Below are 14,972 nucleotides of genomic sequence, written 5' to 3'. Positions count from 1 at the left end.
GTCGATTTTTCCGCCGCCTCGTCTGTCACCATCAATGTCAGCCAGATTCAAATGGGTATTTTCAATGGCGGCATTCCCAGCCCCGCAAGCACCACCACGGGCAGTTTGACACTTTCCAATGGCACCAACTCCATCACCACGAGTTCGATTCTCATCGGCAGCAGCCCTGCAGGCGTGGTGAACACCAACAGTTCGTCCACCCTGAAGCTCGGATCCGGCACCACGACGATCAATGTGGACACCTTCACCATCGGCGGGGTTCGCTCCAAGGCGGATGTGACCATCGGTGTCGGAGGCTCTTTCACGCTCCGTGGCCAGCAGGGTGGTAGTACGGGGGCCAATCTTTTCATCGGTGACAACGACGTCAACGGCTCCGGCACCCCCAACACTTCCTCCTTGAATCTCACCGGCGCTGCCGCTGTGGACATGCGGATCAATCTGCTGGTCCTAGGCCGCATCGGCAACGGCACCAACAGCAACGGTTACGGCCGTGGCACGCTGACCTACGCCGTGGGCACTGTCGTGGCCGACACCATCCTCATGGCCGAGGCCAACTACACTTCTCCGGGCCCCAGTCCGCTGAGCACCCATGGCACCATCACGCAATCGGGCAGCGCATCCATGCGCTTCCGCGATCTCAGCCAAGGAGACGGCACCGCCACCTACAACTGGCAGGGCGGCACCCTTGGCAACATCGCCGACACCGACCTCACCAATCAGAACGTGACCCTCACGCTGAACGGTGTCGGCGCGACCACGGATGCCACCCTTCGCAGTCTCGATGTCGAAACCGGCCACACCGCCACGTTCGAGGCTGATGCCGAAGTCACAGGCAGCGGATCATTCACCAAGCAGGGCGGCGGCGAACTCATCTTCAAGGGAGTCAACACCAACACCGGCAATGTCCGTGTGTCGGCGGGCACCGTGGCGCTCGTCGCAGACGGCAGCATGGATGATGCCGCCTGGGTCAATCTCGGCGCCGGGGCAGCCTTTGACATCAGCCAGCGCACGGGGGCAGCTTACACCACGGACAGTGTGATTTCGGGTGCTGGCACTATTGGTGGCACAGGTGCCACGCTCACCGTGGGCAGCAACGTGGGCACCACGAACAGTACCGGCGTCCTCAAACCCGGCGGTTCCAGTGTCACCAACAGTCTCGCCTCCGCTGCCACTGTGGGGGATCAAACCGGCACGCTGTATGTGCTGGGAAACCTCACGCTGTCCGGCTCCGCCGCTCGTGCGGATCGTGCCCTGCTGCAAGTGGGCAGCACAACCGACAACGCCGCATCCACCTTCGTCAGTCACGGCAGCGACACCACCACCTGGGTCAATCACATCAGCACGGACTTTAGCGGCTTCCTCACCGGGAACAGCGGCGGGCATGACCTCATCTCCGCCAGCGGGACGCTCACGCTCAACAACAACGGCGGTATCACCGTGACTCTCACGGGCGGGTACACGGGTGTCTTTGGCGATGTGTTCAACCTCATCGACTGGTCCGACGCCGGCCTCAATCTCAATACCTTCACGGTGGGCAATCGGTTTCGCGATGGCACCGAGACCGGGCTGGATCTCCTGCTGCCCACGCTGGGCACGGGTCTGCTCTGGGATACCAGCCTCTTCGAGGCGTCGGGCGTTTTGGTCGTCGTGCCCGAGCCAGGCCGTGGTCTGCTGCTGTTGCTCGCTTGCATGACTTTAATCTGGCGGCGCAGGCGTTGAATCGGGCCTCAGCACGATGCGAGTGGCGACTCGCTCTTGACCTCATGGCCAGCCTCTTGACCTCTTGACGCTCCATGTCCGACGCCAGCACCACTCCCATGATGAAGCAGTACCTCGCCATCCGGCGCGAACTGCCGGAGGATGTGCTGCTGTTCTTCCGGCTGGGGGATTTTTATGAGCTGTTTTTTGAGGATGCGAAGACGGCCGCGCCGATTCTGAATGTGGCGCTGACGAAGCGCAATGGGGTGCCGATGTGCGGGGTGCCGCATCATTCCTCGCAGGGATACATCGCGAAGCTGATCAAGGCGGGGAAGCGGGTGGCGATTGCGGAGCAGACGACTGAGCCGACGCCGGGAAAGATCGTGGAGCGTGCGGTGTCGCAGGTGCTGAGCGCGGGGACGATCAATGACCTGAACTTGCTGGACTCGAACCGCTCGAACTACCTGGCGGCGGTGTTTCGCGAGGGGAAGAAACTTGGGCTGGCGTATGTGGACCATACGACGGGTGAGTTTGAGGTGGCGGAGTTCAAGGACACGACTGAGCTGGCGGATGAACTGGAAAGGCTGCAGGCGAGTGAGATTTTGTATAGCGAGGAGCAGGGGGATTTGATCGCGGCGCTGGGGAGTCCGAGCTGTGCGCAGGCGATTGAGGGCTATTTGTTTTTGATTGATCAGGCGCAGCACAGTCTGACGCAGCATTTCAAGGTGCAGTCGCTGGATGGCTTTGGCTGTCAGGGACTGAGTGCGGCGATTGGTGCTGCGGGGTGTATTTTGCAGTACTTGCAGTTTCAACTGCGGCGGAGTGTGGAGCACATCCAGCGGCTGCGGTATGCTCAAATTAGCGATGTGGTGCTGATCGATGCTGCGAGCCAGAGCCACCTGGAGCTGGTGTCTGCACGCGGTGGGAATGCGCACACGCTGCTGAGCGCGCTGGACCGCACGTGCACGCCGATGGGTGCGCGCAAGCTGCGGCACTGGGTGCTGCACCCGCTGCGGGATCTTGAGCTGCTGACGCAGCGGCAGGACATGGTGGCGGCGCTGCTGGAGGAGTCGATGTTGTTTAGCCAGATCCGCACGCTGCTGAAGGAGGTGCGCGATTTGGAGCGCACGAGCTCGCGGCTGAGCCAGGGGAGCGGCAATGGGCGTGATCTGCTGATGCTGGCGTCTTCGCTGGAGGTGGTGCCTGCTTTGCGGGCGGCGCTGGAGCAGCTGATCCATGTGGGAGGTGAGAATGAGCCTGCTGCTGAAGGAGGGATCAGGATGATCCCTCTCCTGCTGGCGCGGCTGCATGATCTCACGGGGATCTCGCAGGAGATTCAGCGCTCCATCGCGGATGAGCCGCCGATGCAGATCAAGGAGGGCGGTGTCTTTCGCGAGGGGTATCTGCCTGCGCTGGATGAACTGCGCGCGGCGACGACGCTGGGCCGGCAATGGATCGCGGATTTGCAGAACCGGGAGATCGAGCGCACGGGGATCAAGAGTCTCAAAATTAAGTACAATGCGGTGTTTGGGTACTTCATTGAGATCACGAAGGCGAACGTGGGCAGTGTGCCGAGCGACTACCACCGCAAGCAGACGACGGTGAATGGGGAGCGCTACATCACGGACGAGTTGAAGCGCATGGAGGACAAGATCCTGGGCAGTGAGGAGCGCAGCAAGGCGTTGGAGTATGAGGAGTTCCTCGGCCTGCGCGGGCGTGTGCTGGAGCATCTGGCGCACATTCAGGAAACGGCGGAGACGATTGCGATTTTGGATGCGCTGGGGTCGCTGGCGGAAACGGCGCGGTTGTTTAACTACACGCGGCCGGTTTTGAATGAGACGCGGAATTTGTTCATCCGTGATGGGCGGCATCCGGTGCTGGATCAGAACCTGACGGGCGGGGAGCGCTTCGTGCCGAATGACATCACGCTGGAGCCTGAGGAGAGCCGGCTGATTTTGATCACGGGGCCGAACATGGCGGGGAAGAGCACGTATTTGCGCATGACGGCGCTGCTGACGCTGATGGCGCAGATTGGGAGTTATCTGCCGGTGGCGAGTGCGGAGGTGGGGCTGGTGGATCGCATCTTCACGCGCATCGGCGCGAGTGATGACCTCGCGCGCGGGCAGAGTACGTTCATGGTGGAGATGAATGAGACGGCGCTGATTTTGAACAATGCGACGGAGCGAAGTCTTGTTATTTTGGATGAGATCGGGCGTGGGACTTCGACGTTTGATGGCCTGAGCATCGCGTGGAGCGTGGCGGAGCATTTGCATGACCACATTGGAGCGCGCTGTTTGTTTGCGACGCACTACCATGAGATCACGGCGCTGGCGCAAAGCCGTGGTGCGGTGAAGAATTACAATGTGGCGGTGAAGGAGTGGAATCAGCAGATCATCTTTTTGCGAAAGATTCTTCCGGGCTGCGCTGAGAAGAGCTATGGGATCCAGGTGGCGAGGCTGGCGGGTTTGCCGGAGGGGGTGATTGATCGTGCGAAGGAAGTGCTGCAGCAGCTTGAGGCGGGGCATCAGCCTGCGGAGAGTGTGAAGGAGGTGCCGGTGGCGACGAGCGTGCCGGCGAAGGCGAGGAAGAAGGCGGTGAGTGATGAAGCGGCGGGTCAGATGGTGTTGTTTGGGTGATCAGGAGTTCCGAGGCTCCAGGCCGTCGTATGGAAGCATCTCGACAATCCCTGCCAATGCAGGTAATCTCCAGACATGACGACCGCATTGCCTTTCATTGACGAACTGCGCCGCATGCCCGCCGACCGGCTGGAGGAAACGGCGGATTACATTCACGCCCTCATTGAAGAGCGCCGTGTGCGCCGCGAGCACATGATCGATGCCACCTCAGGAAGCCTCGCAGGTGAAGAAGGTGCAGCACTAGAAACCGCTCTGGCCGAATGCAGCACCGTAGATGAAAACGCCTGGTAGCCTCGCCCTCGACAGCAGTATCATCGTCCTTCACATGCGGACGGCTGATCCTGTGATTGCCGCCAAGCTCAAGGCGGCCACGGAGCTTTACCTCCCTCTCACAGCACTCGGAGAAATGCGCTTCGGCCTCCAGCGCGCTGGCAACAGCCGCCGTGCCATCGAGCAATGGGAGCGCTTCTCCCGCGAGGTCGTTCTTCTCTTGCCCGATGACGCCACCGCCACCGTATATGCCGAACTGAAGCAGGCTCTCGCCATCAAAGGCAAGCCCATCCCCGAAAACGACCTCTGGATCGCCGCCACCGCCAAAAGCCATGGTCTGCCCCTTTACTGCAAGGATGCCCACTTCGATGAACTGGCCGATCTGATGACGATCATTCAGGCATGAAGACGCCGATCTCAATCCCCGGCTGCACGGAGAAGCGTTATGAGATTCTGGTGACGAGACTCGCGGGTTTGTCGGAGGGGGTGATTGATCGCGTGAAGGAGGTGCTGCAGCAGCTTGAGGCGGGGCATCAGCCGGCGGAGAGCGTGAAGGAGGTGCCGGTGGCGACGAGTGTGCCGGCGAAGGCTAGGAAGAAGGCGGTGAGTGATGAGGCGGCGGGGCAGATGGTGTTGTTTGGGTAGAAGTATTCGCCGCAAGCACGTGAAAACGGGCTCTTGCCATAGGTCAAATATGGGGTCACACCTCAGCAATGGATATATTTCGCAGTCCCGAGACAAATACCTTTTTTAGTTATGATGAAGCAGCGGCTAAAGATGAGTTTGAGAGGCGAAGCTTTTCAGACCGTCTGACTCGACTGATCATAGATGAGCGTGGGGGCAACCCGTTGGTCGTCTCTATCGTCAATCCTTGGGGAGGAGGCAAAAGCACGATACTTCGATACATCCAGGACGCCGTAGCCGCAACCACCCGGGACGAATCACCACATATCAAAAATTGCCGGATTACGACGTTCAATCCTTGGCGATATGCAGGGGAAGATCAGCTTCTTTTTCATTTGTTCGAGCGCCTCGTAACTTCGATCAACGAAAAGAGTCCGCTAAGCGCTTCTCAAGCGATACTTAAGCTCTTGCCGAAATGGATAAAACGCACTGCCCTAATATGTAACTGGCTGGCACCAGGAACAGGTTCATTGCTTGAAGGGTTTTTTTCCACCATTTCGCCCGAACAATTTGAGATTCATCTGGATGCCGTTCGTCAAACAACCCGTGAGTATCTCGCCAAAACGGGCGTTCGAGTCATCATGCTGCTGGATGATGTGGACCGGCTCGATCCGGATGACATCATGCTACTCTTCCGCGCACTGAAGCTGATCGTGGATCTGCCCAACACCACTTTCATCATTGCCATGGATGACGAGCATGTAAGCGATGTGATCGGCAAACGTATCGGCGGCGGCATAGAGGGTGGCCGCCGATACATTGAAAAGATAGTGAATGTGCGACTCTCAGTCCCCAAAATTCCCGATGACGTTCTTGACGATTATGTCATGCAACGTTTCAAGGCTGTCTGGCGCAGGGAGCTTAAAGAACGCGCCAAGGCTCTAGGAACTGCTCAAAAATCCAAACCAACTGAACCAGACCCTCAGGACGAAGAACGCACGAAAAGTATTTTCCGTGCGCTCCACCTCCATCACATCAAGACGCCGCGCACTGTGAAATCCATCGAAAATGCTTTTGCTTTTGCACTCGGGTTGTTGCCGGATGAAGTAAACGCAGGCGATGTGCTGCTTTTGGAGGCCACCCGGCTTTTGCATCCCCAGCTTTACCTTGCCCTGCCTGAGGTGATTCCAAATCTGGAGAAGAACATCTCCAGACCTTTCATCGAAACCATGATGAATGAAGACGCCGACAATCAAAAAACTCGCGAACAAAAGGCAAAAATTGTTCGAGATCTCGTTAATCTCATTCAGACATCACCTTTTTTACCGCAAAAGCCAATCGAGGAAGCGCTTATTCGCTGGTTTCCTCAGCTCGGTGATTTTTATTCCCGTGATGAAGAGGAGGAAAACGAACGGGCAAAACGCATTTGCTCTCCAAATTATTACTTCTGGCGCTATTATTCTGGCGCAGTGCATAAAACACGCGATGTCGCTGATGCCGATGTCGAAGACTGGCTAGATTTAGCAATCAATTCGGAGAAAAAGTCCCAAGCCGTCGAGGCGTTAAAGAATCATCTGGGCAAACCTTATTTCCGGGTATTCTTCAAAAAACTGGGGGACTTTTTGATCGCAAGACAGGACAGCGTTTTGCCATTAAATATCATCGCTGAGGTCGCTTCAACTTTTCCAGAAGAAGAGGGCGTCGATTCTGCTTGGAGCCTCTGGCACCAAGCGACCGCGATGATCAACACTGTCATAAAGAAGACGAACGATAAAAAGAAGCAGATCGCGATAGCAACCGAAATCGTCAAAGCGACCAAAAACCTCAGATGGAACTTCGTTTTTTTTGATCATGTAGCGACCGCTGATTACCTAAACTTCCGTGCCAAGGAAGGAGAAGAGCAGCGCCAGCCTTCGCCGTTTGATGAGGAACTAGCTCAACAAAGCATTGAAGCTTATGAGAGCGGCTTTTCCCCTCAATCAAATAACCTTATCTGCAAAATGGTCTGGTCCATTTGTAGAAATCTCCAGATACCCGATCTCGCAGCGCGAGTTCACAAACTGGCCAAAGAGAACCCTGACGTCGCGCTACAGTTCCTTGTTGCTGGTTGTACTTTCGTATCAAGCGAGAGTCACAAAGCAGCCTGCTGGCAGTGGAACGGCGACAAGGGACTGAGTGAGGTAGAAAAAATTATTCCTATGTTAGCACTCAAGCTGATCTTAAAAGACTTGCCAAAGAAGCCACATGGACTCGAACTGCCTTCTGATGACTTCGAATGCCTCACCCTCCAAGGAGTTGGTTGGGCCTGTCTAGACAGCATTCGGGAAAGGGAGGATAAAATGAAAGAGCCAAACGCTACTGAGGCACAATGAACAAAGAGATTTTTAACGCTGGGACCACAAGCCGACAACAATGGTGTCTTGGCTCCGTTTAACAGCCCCACCACCATGCGCACGCTCCTCTTTCCTTTTGTTCTCTCGTCGGTCGCCTTTGCGGACACACCCAAACTTCGTGGCATTGGGGAGGCGATGCGGGGGATGATTGAGAAGGGGGAAGTGGCGGGGGTGGTGACGGGGGTGGCGAAGAAGGATGGGGTGGTGCATCTGGAAGCAAATGGGATGGCGGACGTGGAAAAGCAGAAGGCGATGAGCGTGGATACGATGTGCTGGATTGCATCGATGACGAAGCCGGTCACGGGGGTGGCGATCATGATGCTGCAGGATGAGGGGAAGCTGAACATTGCGGACCCGGTGGCGAAGTATCTGCCGGAATTTGCTGGGCTGAAGACGCCTGCGGGCAAAGCGGCGAATCTCACGATTACGCAGATTTTGACGCACACCTCGGGGTTGGGTGAGGCGAGTGGAGTGAAGGCGCAGGAGGCGCATACGCTCGCGGATCTGGTGCCGATCTGGCTGGCGACGCCAATGCAATATGAGCCGGGTGCCAAGTGGCAGTACTGCCAGTCCGGCATCAACGCGGCGGCACGGATCGTGGAGGTGATCAGCGGGATGACGTTTGACGAGTTTTTGCAGAAGCGTGTGTTTGATCCGCTCGGGATGACGAATACGACTTTTTATCCCACGGATGCGCAGTGGGGGGAGATGGCGACGGGTTATGCGAAAAACAAGGACACGGGCAAGCTGGAGGCGGTGCCGCCACGCGGGGGCTTCGGGAAACGGGGCCGTCCGCCGCAGGGCAATGGCGGATTGTATTCCTGCGCGAAGGATTATACGCGCTTCTGCCAGATGCTGCTGAGTGGTGGTATGCTGGATGGCAAGCGCATCCTGAGTCCTGAGGCGGTGAAGATTCTCTCATCAGTGCACACGGGCGATCTGCCCTGCGGCTTTTTCCAGAAGCAGGAGTTCGGCAGTCATGGCAAGAACTACGGGTGGGGGATCGGCGTGTGTGTGCTGAAGGAGCCGCATGCGGGGCTGGCGGAAATGCTTTCGCCGGGGACCTTCGGTCATGGCGGTGCCTGGGGGACGCAGGCATGGATTGATCCGAAGAAGGGGCTTATCTATGTGCTGATGGTGCAGCGCGCGAACTTCCCCAACAGCGACGCCAGCCCGGTGCGTGAGGCGTTTCAAAACGCGGCGGCGAAGGCGCTGGGGAGGTGACGAAGATTCACCGCCGCTGCAAGGAGCGATCCACGAGGCCTTCGTAGATTTTGCGGCGGTCGTTGAGGCCGAGGCCTTGGTTGCGAAGGCCGAGCATTTGTTGGTTGATGGTCTCGCGCTGGGAGGTGCTGAGGCGGGAGAGTTTGGCGACCATCTCGGGGGGCGGGGCTTTGGGGTAGCCGTCTGAGGAGAAGCCTTCTTTGTAGTTTAGGGCGGCGGTTTTTGCTTCGTTGAGCTGAGTGGAAGTCAGTGGTGAGGAGTTGCCGCCGGAACTGCTGCCAGCCGATTTGATCTGAGCGGGTTTGGGCGGTGGTTTTTGGTAGCGGACGGAGATAACTTCGCCGCCGGGGATTTGGATTTTGGCCGACCAGGTCTGGATCTCGGCGCTATGGCCGCCTACGTCGACCAACTGCCAGCCCTGGAAGTTGGGGTTTTTGGAGACGACGTGGGACTCGAAGGTTTTGGTGTCGAGGAGGGTGGCGAAGGTGTCGTTTTCGAAATGCGCGACACCGGTGAGGATGAGTGAATCGGAAACGCCGAGGGAGCGGGTGAAGGGGGAATTTGTGACGAGGGCTTCGAAAGCCTCCATGTTCACTGCACGAGGGATTGCGCCATCATCGGCGGGTGGCATGGCTTGCGGAACGGTTTCTGCGGCATGCAGAGTCATAGCCATTAAGAGGCCCATGATGTGGATGTGATGCACGCGCTTCATGGGTCTTGTTTCTGTCGCATGAGGCTGACGGCTCATGGGTGAAGTACGGCAGATTATGAAATTCCTTCCTGACGAAGGGCGAAACTTCTCATGCAAGGAATGCAGGGCCCGTTAGTTTATCCAACAAGCTGACCAACCTAATCCTTCATGTCTACACGCCGCCATTTTCTTCACACTGCCCTGGGGTTTGCTGCCCTTCCACATTTTGCGCGGGCGGCTGCGCCGGGAGGTGTCAGTCTGGGTTTCAGTTTGTATGGGATGAAGACGCTGACTTTGAGTGATGCGCTCAAAACGTGTGCGGAGATTGGTTATGCGAATGTGGAGCTGGCTCTGAATGCGGGATTTCCAAGTGCGCCGACGGTTTTCACGACGGATGCGCGGGCGGAGGCAAAGAAGCAGCTCATGGAGCTGAAGCTGGATCTGCCGTGCCTGATGGTGAACCTGAGTCTCACGGCGGATGACAAGGCACATGCGCTGAATCTGCAGAGCATCCGCGATGCGGCGCAGGTGGCGCGGGATATGAATGGGGCGCAGCCGCCGATCATCGAGACGGTGTGCGGTGGCAAACCGGCGATGTGGGAGCAGCAGAAGGCGGGCATGGTGGAACGCTTGCATGGCTGGGCTGAGACGGCGGAGAAGGAGAAGACCACGATCGCGATCAAAGCGCATGTGGGCAGCGCGGTGAACTCGCCGGAGCGTCTGCTGTGGCTGCTGGAGCAGGTGAAGTCACCGGCCATTCAGGTGACGTATGATTACAGCCACTTTGAGCTGCAGGGCATCGACATGGAGGAAAGCATGAAGCTGCTGCTGCCGCGCACGAAGTTCATCCACGTCAAAGACGCCAGCGGTGATGCGGCGAAGTTCCAATTTTTGCTGCCGGGCGAGGGGAAGACGGATTATGTGAAGTATTTCACCGCGCTGAAACAGCATGGCTACCACGGCCCCGTGGTGGTGGAGGTGAGCGGGCAGATTTTTAGCAAGCCGGGGTATGAGCCTGTGGCGGCGGCGAAGAAGTGCCATGCGGTGCTGGCGGGTGCGCTGGCGAAGGTGGGCTGAAATTATTTGCCGCTCTTCTCACGCAGCTTCTGAAACTCTGACCAGCCTTCCCAGGCGATGCGCTGGAGGTCGGCGCGATCTTTGTCATTGAACTTGCGGGTGATGGGGTTGCCGTCGCGGTCTTTGGTTTTGTAATGGGCGGGTTTTTCCTGGCTGCGGATGTCCGTGACTGTGTCGATGGGCAGGCCGATGGGGCTTTGATTGAAGAGGGCGGCATAGAGCGTGCAAGCTGTGAGGTAGGCCATGGTCTGATTGAGATGCGCATCATTGACGAAGCGCAGGGTCAGATCTGGCCGCTGCGTCTGGCAGCGCTGGGCCACGAGCGCCATGGGCGCGACGGCTGCGTCAATGCGATTGGCCAGCGCGGCAATGGCGCGCTCCTTGGCGAGGATGGGAGCGGGGTCGGGTGGGGTGGTGAGGGCTTTATCGTTCTGAGTGGCAGGGGTGGTTTCGTACAGGATTACGCGGGCACCCTGGGCTTTGGCGAGTTCGGCGAACTTCGGAGCAAACTCGGCGTACGGCGTGGGGTCTCCATCGAGGTCGTCGCGATAGGATTGCAGCACGATGATGTCCCAGGGCTGGCGATTGGTTTCGATCTTGGGGAGCAGCTCACGATGGCGTGCGAGGGCGCTTGGGGCGTACTTGTCCTTGGGGTTGTCGGCGACATCTTTTTCGAGTGCTGCGATGGTGGCCTTCTCCTCGGCCTCGGTGAGGGTGGATTGTTTGACGATGTTCTGTGTTCCCAGCCGCCAGTGATCTTTCAAGGTGCGGCCGCCGTAGATGACGTCGGTGCGGTTGAAGGTCAGCCCTGGATTGCCAGCCTCCGCCATGGCTTTGACCACGGTGGAGAGATTGTGCCGGGCCGTGAAGCTGTTGCCGATGAAGAGGACGTTCAAGGTCTTGGCTGCGTCTGCGGCACCTGCGGCCAAAGGCAAGGAGACGAGGGCGAAGGCACAAAAGGCGAATCGATGGAAGGCGCGTGTGATGTTCATATAATGGCTGGATCGCCCGTGAGAACGCAACGGGGGTGTTTCTCTCTCATCGATTCGTGCTGAGACGGAGAGTTGGTCAGGACTTGTTTTGGCGAAATGGCGTTGACGATTCGCGCTGAAGTCGTCAGCATCACGGAGCCAATCACTCCCCACTTTTCATGACCCGAAGCACCTTCCTCAAATCCACCGTGGCCGCCAGCGGGCTCGTCGGTGTCATCCAAAACCTGCATGCTGCCGATGAGCCGAGCGGCGCTGCGCGGGAGTATTTTGAAATCCGAAAGTACACGCTCAAGAGTCCGGAGAAACAGGGCGTGCTGGATGCTTACCTGAAGGATGCGGCGATTCCTGCACTGAACCGTCTCGGTGTGCGCAACGTGGGGGTGTTCGTGCCGGAGAAGGCGGAAGCGACGGCGGTGGTTTATGTCGTGCTGCGCTACAGCTCGCTTGATCAATTCGCGAAGAGCTCGGAATTGCTGACTGACGCAGCCTTGCAACAGCAGGGCGCGGCTTACCTCGATGCCCCAGCGGCGGATGCGGTGTACGAACGTGTTGAGAGCTGGCTGACGCAGGGCATTGCGGGCATGCCTGCGATGGCGGTGCCGGCCAAGGGCAGCCAGGTGTACCAACTGCGCATCTATGAGAGCCCGAGCGAGAAAACGGGGAGGAAGAAGATCGAGATGTTCAACATCGGCGAACTGGAAATCTTCAAGCGCAGTGGTCTGAATGCGGTCTTCTTTGGCGAGACGATTGTGGGGCCGCTGATGCCGAACCTGACGTACATGCTGAGCTTCAGCGATGCGGCGGCGAAGGATCAGGCGTGGAACACCTTCCGAGTCGATCCTGAATGGACGAAGCTCAAGACGACGCCCGGCTTCACGGACAAGGAGATCGTGTCACGCATCACGAACATCGTGCTGGTGCCGACGCCGTATTCACAGATCTGAGGAGCCGGGGATGACCCCGGCTCCGAAATCGCACCGCGTTAGGATTTGTTTGCCTTGGTCAATACGCTTTGGAGCGTCTTGGCGAATTCCTTGGAGGAGGTGCCGCCGACTTGCTTGCCTACCTCTTTACCCCCGGCATTGAGAAACTCGATGTGGGGTATGCCATTGACGCCGTATTTGGTGGCGGCGCTTTCATTACGCGCATCATCCACATCGATGTAGGCCCAGACGAACTTGTCGTGGAAGGCCTTCACTTCTGCGCTGGGATAGACGTCACGTTTCATGGCCTGACAGGGCGGGCACCAAGAGGCGGAAAAGACGAGGACAACCGGCTTGCCGGAGGTTTTGGCGGCACTCATGGCGGAGGTGCTGCTGTCTTTGAAATCTGGGCTGCCTTTCGGGAAATCGCTGGCGAGAGCGAGGCTCGTGGCGGCGACGAGGGCGAGTAGAATGGTTATTTTCATGGTTTGAGGGTCATAAGGGAACGAATGGTGAGATGCGCGGGAGGTGGTTTTTATTCCCGGATTCTGCGATTGATTGGAAAGTCAGGGTGGATGCCTCTTTTGTTTTTGGTGCATCCATGATCACTGAGATGGCCGATGCGCATTGACTTGGCGTCAGGCTGAATTAAGCCCAGCGCCATGAGCATCTCACGACTTCCGGTTCTTCTTGTCAGTGCTTCATTGGGACTAATTCTTTCGCTGCAACCCAGCGTGGCCAATGAGGCGTACTTTTCGAAAGATGGCAAGACGGTGACGATGGGCCTCGGCGGCAGGGGCCGCACGGGGCTGGTGCAGGTGGACGTAGCCACGGGAAAGATCACCCCGGCGCCTTTGCCAGCGGAGCTGAAGGACGAGAGCATCGACAGCGTGGCCGCAGGCAGCGAGGGTGAAGCTTTGTTTCTGGCGAAAGACGGCGTGTGGGTGTGGACACCGGGTGCGGCCACACCGGTGAAGCACGTGTGCGCCACGGCACCTGTGGTGGGTGCCACGGATCTCTTCGTTTCCACCGTGCCGGGAACGCCGCTCACGGATTGTCTTTTGATTAGCGGTAATGAGAGCGCCGACGCGACGAGCAGGGGCACTTTTTATGGGCGCAAGCCGAGTGGCAAGCATGCCTTTCTGTCCGTTTTTTGCCGGCGTGTGAGCGATGCCACCGGCGGTATTTTTTCCACCGATGGCCGTCTGTTTTTCGTGACTCAAGGCGATGTGTGGGAGGGTGGCATCCAGATGGATGAGGAGGCCGGCACCGAGCGGCTGGGAACGCTGGTCGGCGCACGGATCGCCCCGCTGGGCATCATGAATACGGATGAAGCCAACGGTGGCAACATGTGGGTGCAGCATGTGGCCCCTGCGGGAAAATGGATCTATGCCCAACTGCGCGGACGCCACATGGCGGCAATCATGCGCGTGCCGCTGCCGGCCAAGGCGCTGCACTCGCCCACATCCGACGATACGCTCACCACCCAAGATCAGCTTGATGCCATGACCTACTCGCTGAATAAAACTGAGATCATCTCGGAGGACATGGAATTCGCCGCCGGCTTCTGCGCCACTGAGGTGGGAGGCAAACCGCGGGTGTTTTATTTCGGTGATGCGGAGGAAGACAAAGGCCTGGCGATGATGCTGTGGGAAGGAGCGGGCAAGCCGCGTGTGATTGGCCATCTGCCGCAGGAGTGAGCCGGATCAGCGACAAAAAAAGCGCCCGGAGATGATCTCCGGGCGCGGTCTTGATCAGATCTTACGGCATGCCGTTTCTGCATCAATGCATGCCACGATGGCTGCCGCTGCGATGACCGCCACTGGAGGGGCTGGGAGTTCCTCCCGATGGAGGTCCGCCAGAAGAATGACTGCTGCGGTGGGAAGCACCGCCAAAGCCGGAGCCGCCGGACGAGCCGCCGCCGGAATGATGTGCGCTACCACCGAAGGAGGATGGAGCGCCCAAGGAGCCACGGCTGGAATGATGAGTGCTGCCGCCGAAGGAGCCGCCTCTGGAGTGGTGCGTGGAATGGCCGCTGGAGGGTGCTGGTGAATAGCTGTGACTGGAGTGATGCGATGGCGCACCCGATCTTCCGCCATTGACGCCAAAGCCGCGCAGGGACGACGAAAAAGAGGGGGAGGAATAAGAGCGGTTTGAATAACCGGAATAGGAATAGGGGCGCGAGTTGTAGCTGTTAAAGCTGTTGTATGAAACCACGGGGCGCGAGTTGTAGCCGCCGCCATAGTAGTTTGGTCGCGATGCATACGAGGAGCCATAGCCTGAACCATAACCTGAGCCATAACTTGATCCATAGCCAGAAGAGTAAGGGCCTGCGAGTTGATCACAGGAAGTGAGCGAAACGGCCAGGGTCAGTGAAGCAAGCAGGAGGAAGGTTTTGGTTTTCATTGTCCCCCTCTCCGACGCATGGGCGGAGAGCTTATTCA

General features: G+C 58.2%; 14 protein-coding genes. 10 read left to right on the top strand and 4 right to left on the bottom strand.

The genetic code is table 11. The features are described 5' to 3' along the window. From PSV43_RS13250 to PSV43_RS13220, 7 genes are all read left to right on the top strand, one after another. The coding region (locus PSV43_RS13250) for a PEP-CTERM sorting domain-containing protein (protein ID WP_300197839.1) at positions 1–1,719 on the top strand (1,719 nt) is incomplete at its 5' end. A 74-nt stretch (positions 1,720–1,793) separates the two neighbouring features. Beyond that, complete coding sequence (gene mutS, locus PSV43_RS13245) at positions 1,794–4,334, top strand: DNA mismatch repair protein MutS (RefSeq protein WP_300197836.1); 2,541 nt, start codon at positions 1,794–1,796, stop codon at positions 4,332–4,334. A gap of 75 nt (positions 4,335–4,409) precedes the next feature. Then, entirely contained in the window at positions 4,410–4,625 is a 216-nt protein-coding gene (locus PSV43_RS13240) for a hypothetical protein (protein WP_300197833.1), read from the top strand. Further along, on the top strand, positions 4,609–5,010 hold the full coding sequence (locus PSV43_RS13235; RefSeq protein ID WP_300197830.1) for a PIN domain-containing protein: 402 nt from the start codon (positions 4,609–4,611) through the stop codon (positions 5,008–5,010). The genes PSV43_RS13240 and PSV43_RS13235 overlap by 17 nt, the downstream gene beginning before the upstream one ends. Further along, complete coding sequence (locus PSV43_RS13230) at positions 5,007–5,249, top strand: hypothetical protein (RefSeq protein ID WP_300197827.1); 243 nt, start codon at positions 5,007–5,009, stop codon at positions 5,247–5,249. The genes PSV43_RS13235 and PSV43_RS13230 overlap by 4 nt, the downstream gene beginning before the upstream one ends. Before the next feature lie 68 nt (positions 5,250–5,317). Continuing rightward, positions 5,318–7,600 (top strand): P-loop NTPase fold protein, encoded by a 2,283-nt coding sequence (locus tag PSV43_RS13225; RefSeq protein ID WP_300197824.1) that lies wholly within the window; start codon positions 5,318–5,320, stop codon positions 7,598–7,600. A 75-nt stretch (positions 7,601–7,675) separates the two neighbouring features. Beyond that, positions 7,676–8,845 (top strand): serine hydrolase domain-containing protein, encoded by a 1,170-nt coding sequence (locus PSV43_RS13220; RefSeq protein WP_300197822.1) that lies wholly within the window; start codon positions 7,676–7,678, stop codon positions 8,843–8,845. Positions 8,846–8,852: 7 nt separating this feature from the next. Here PSV43_RS13220 and PSV43_RS13215 read toward each other — a convergent pair whose 3' ends face one another. Then, positions 8,853–9,593: a hypothetical protein gene (locus PSV43_RS13215; protein WP_300197819.1), complete on the bottom strand. Its 741-nt coding sequence runs from the start codon at positions 9,591–9,593 to the stop codon at positions 8,853–8,855. A gap of 111 nt (positions 9,594–9,704) precedes the next feature. On the opposite strand from PSV43_RS13215, the gene PSV43_RS13210 reads away from it, so the two are divergent. Next, positions 9,705–10,613 (top strand): sugar phosphate isomerase/epimerase, encoded by a 909-nt coding sequence (locus tag PSV43_RS13210; RefSeq protein ID WP_300197817.1) that lies wholly within the window; start codon positions 9,705–9,707, stop codon positions 10,611–10,613. Positions 10,614–10,615: 2 nt separating this feature from the next. Here PSV43_RS13210 and PSV43_RS13205 read toward each other — a convergent pair whose 3' ends face one another. Further along, positions 10,616–11,605: a hypothetical protein gene (locus PSV43_RS13205; RefSeq protein WP_300197814.1), complete on the bottom strand. Its 990-nt coding sequence runs from the start codon at positions 11,603–11,605 to the stop codon at positions 10,616–10,618. A 158-nt stretch (positions 11,606–11,763) separates the two neighbouring features. Between PSV43_RS13205 and PSV43_RS13200 the strand changes: the two genes are divergently transcribed. Beyond that, positions 11,764–12,549: an NIPSNAP family protein gene (locus tag PSV43_RS13200; protein WP_300197811.1), complete on the top strand. Its 786-nt coding sequence runs from the start codon at positions 11,764–11,766 to the stop codon at positions 12,547–12,549. A 38-nt stretch (positions 12,550–12,587) separates the two neighbouring features. On the opposite strand, the gene PSV43_RS13195 is transcribed toward PSV43_RS13200, so the two are convergent. Further along, on the bottom strand, positions 12,588–13,013 hold the full coding sequence (locus PSV43_RS13195; RefSeq protein ID WP_300197808.1) for a thioredoxin family protein: 426 nt from the start codon (positions 13,011–13,013) through the stop codon (positions 12,588–12,590). 177 nt (positions 13,014–13,190) lie between these two features. Here PSV43_RS13195 and PSV43_RS13190 point away from each other — a divergent pair, with 177 nt between their 5' ends. Beyond that, a complete protein-coding gene (locus tag PSV43_RS13190) occupies positions 13,191–14,228 on the top strand; it encodes a hypothetical protein (protein ID WP_300197805.1) in 1,038 nt (345 codons plus the stop codon). 82 nt (positions 14,229–14,310) lie between these two features. Here the strand turns inward: PSV43_RS13190 and PSV43_RS13185 are convergent, their stop codons facing one another. After that, a complete protein-coding gene (locus PSV43_RS13185) occupies positions 14,311–14,934 on the bottom strand; it encodes a hypothetical protein (RefSeq protein ID WP_300197802.1) in 624 nt (207 codons plus the stop codon). Between the last annotated feature and the right edge of the window lie 38 nt (positions 14,935–14,972).

The organism is Prosthecobacter sp. (assembly GCF_029946185.1).
In the GTDB taxonomy this organism is placed as follows: Bacteria; Verrucomicrobiota; Verrucomicrobiia; order Verrucomicrobiales; family Verrucomicrobiaceae; genus Prosthecobacter.
The sequence above is the reverse complement of the archived record's forward strand: the minus strand, read 5'-3'. Positions and strand labels throughout refer to the sequence as shown.

Bases quoted from the DNA above. Each gene is read 5' to 3' on its own strand.
- mutS (WP_300197836.1), top strand. From the start codon at position 1,794: ATGTCCGACGCCAGCACCACTCCCATGATGAAGCAGTACCTCGCCATC.
- PSV43_RS13240 (WP_300197833.1), top strand. From the start codon at position 4,410: ATGACGACCGCATTGCCTTTCATTGACGAACTGCGCCGCATGCCCGCC.
- PSV43_RS13235 (WP_300197830.1), top strand. From the start codon at position 4,609: ATGAAAACGCCTGGTAGCCTCGCCCTCGACAGCAGTATCATCGTCCTT.
- PSV43_RS13230 (WP_300197827.1), top strand. From the start codon at position 5,007: ATGAAGACGCCGATCTCAATCCCCGGCTGCACGGAGAAGCGTTATGAG.
- PSV43_RS13225 (WP_300197824.1), top strand. From the start codon at position 5,318: ATGGATATATTTCGCAGTCCCGAGACAAATACCTTTTTTAGTTATGAT.
- PSV43_RS13220 (WP_300197822.1), top strand. From the start codon at position 7,676: ATGCGCACGCTCCTCTTTCCTTTTGTTCTCTCGTCGGTCGCCTTTGCG.
- PSV43_RS13215 (WP_300197819.1), bottom strand. From the start codon at position 9,593: ATGAGCCGTCAGCCTCATGCGACAGAAACAAGACCCATGAAGCGCGTG.
- PSV43_RS13210 (WP_300197817.1), top strand. From the start codon at position 9,705: ATGTCTACACGCCGCCATTTTCTTCACACTGCCCTGGGGTTTGCTGCC.
- PSV43_RS13205 (WP_300197814.1), bottom strand. From the start codon at position 11,605: ATGAACATCACACGCGCCTTCCATCGATTCGCCTTTTGTGCCTTCGCC.
- PSV43_RS13200 (WP_300197811.1), top strand. From the start codon at position 11,764: ATGACCCGAAGCACCTTCCTCAAATCCACCGTGGCCGCCAGCGGGCTC.
- PSV43_RS13195 (WP_300197808.1), bottom strand. From the start codon at position 13,013: ATGAAAATAACCATTCTACTCGCCCTCGTCGCCGCCACGAGCCTCGCT.
- PSV43_RS13190 (WP_300197805.1), top strand. From the start codon at position 13,191: ATGAGCATCTCACGACTTCCGGTTCTTCTTGTCAGTGCTTCATTGGGA.
- PSV43_RS13185 (WP_300197802.1), bottom strand. From the start codon at position 14,934: ATGAAAACCAAAACCTTCCTCCTGCTTGCTTCACTGACCCTGGCCGTT.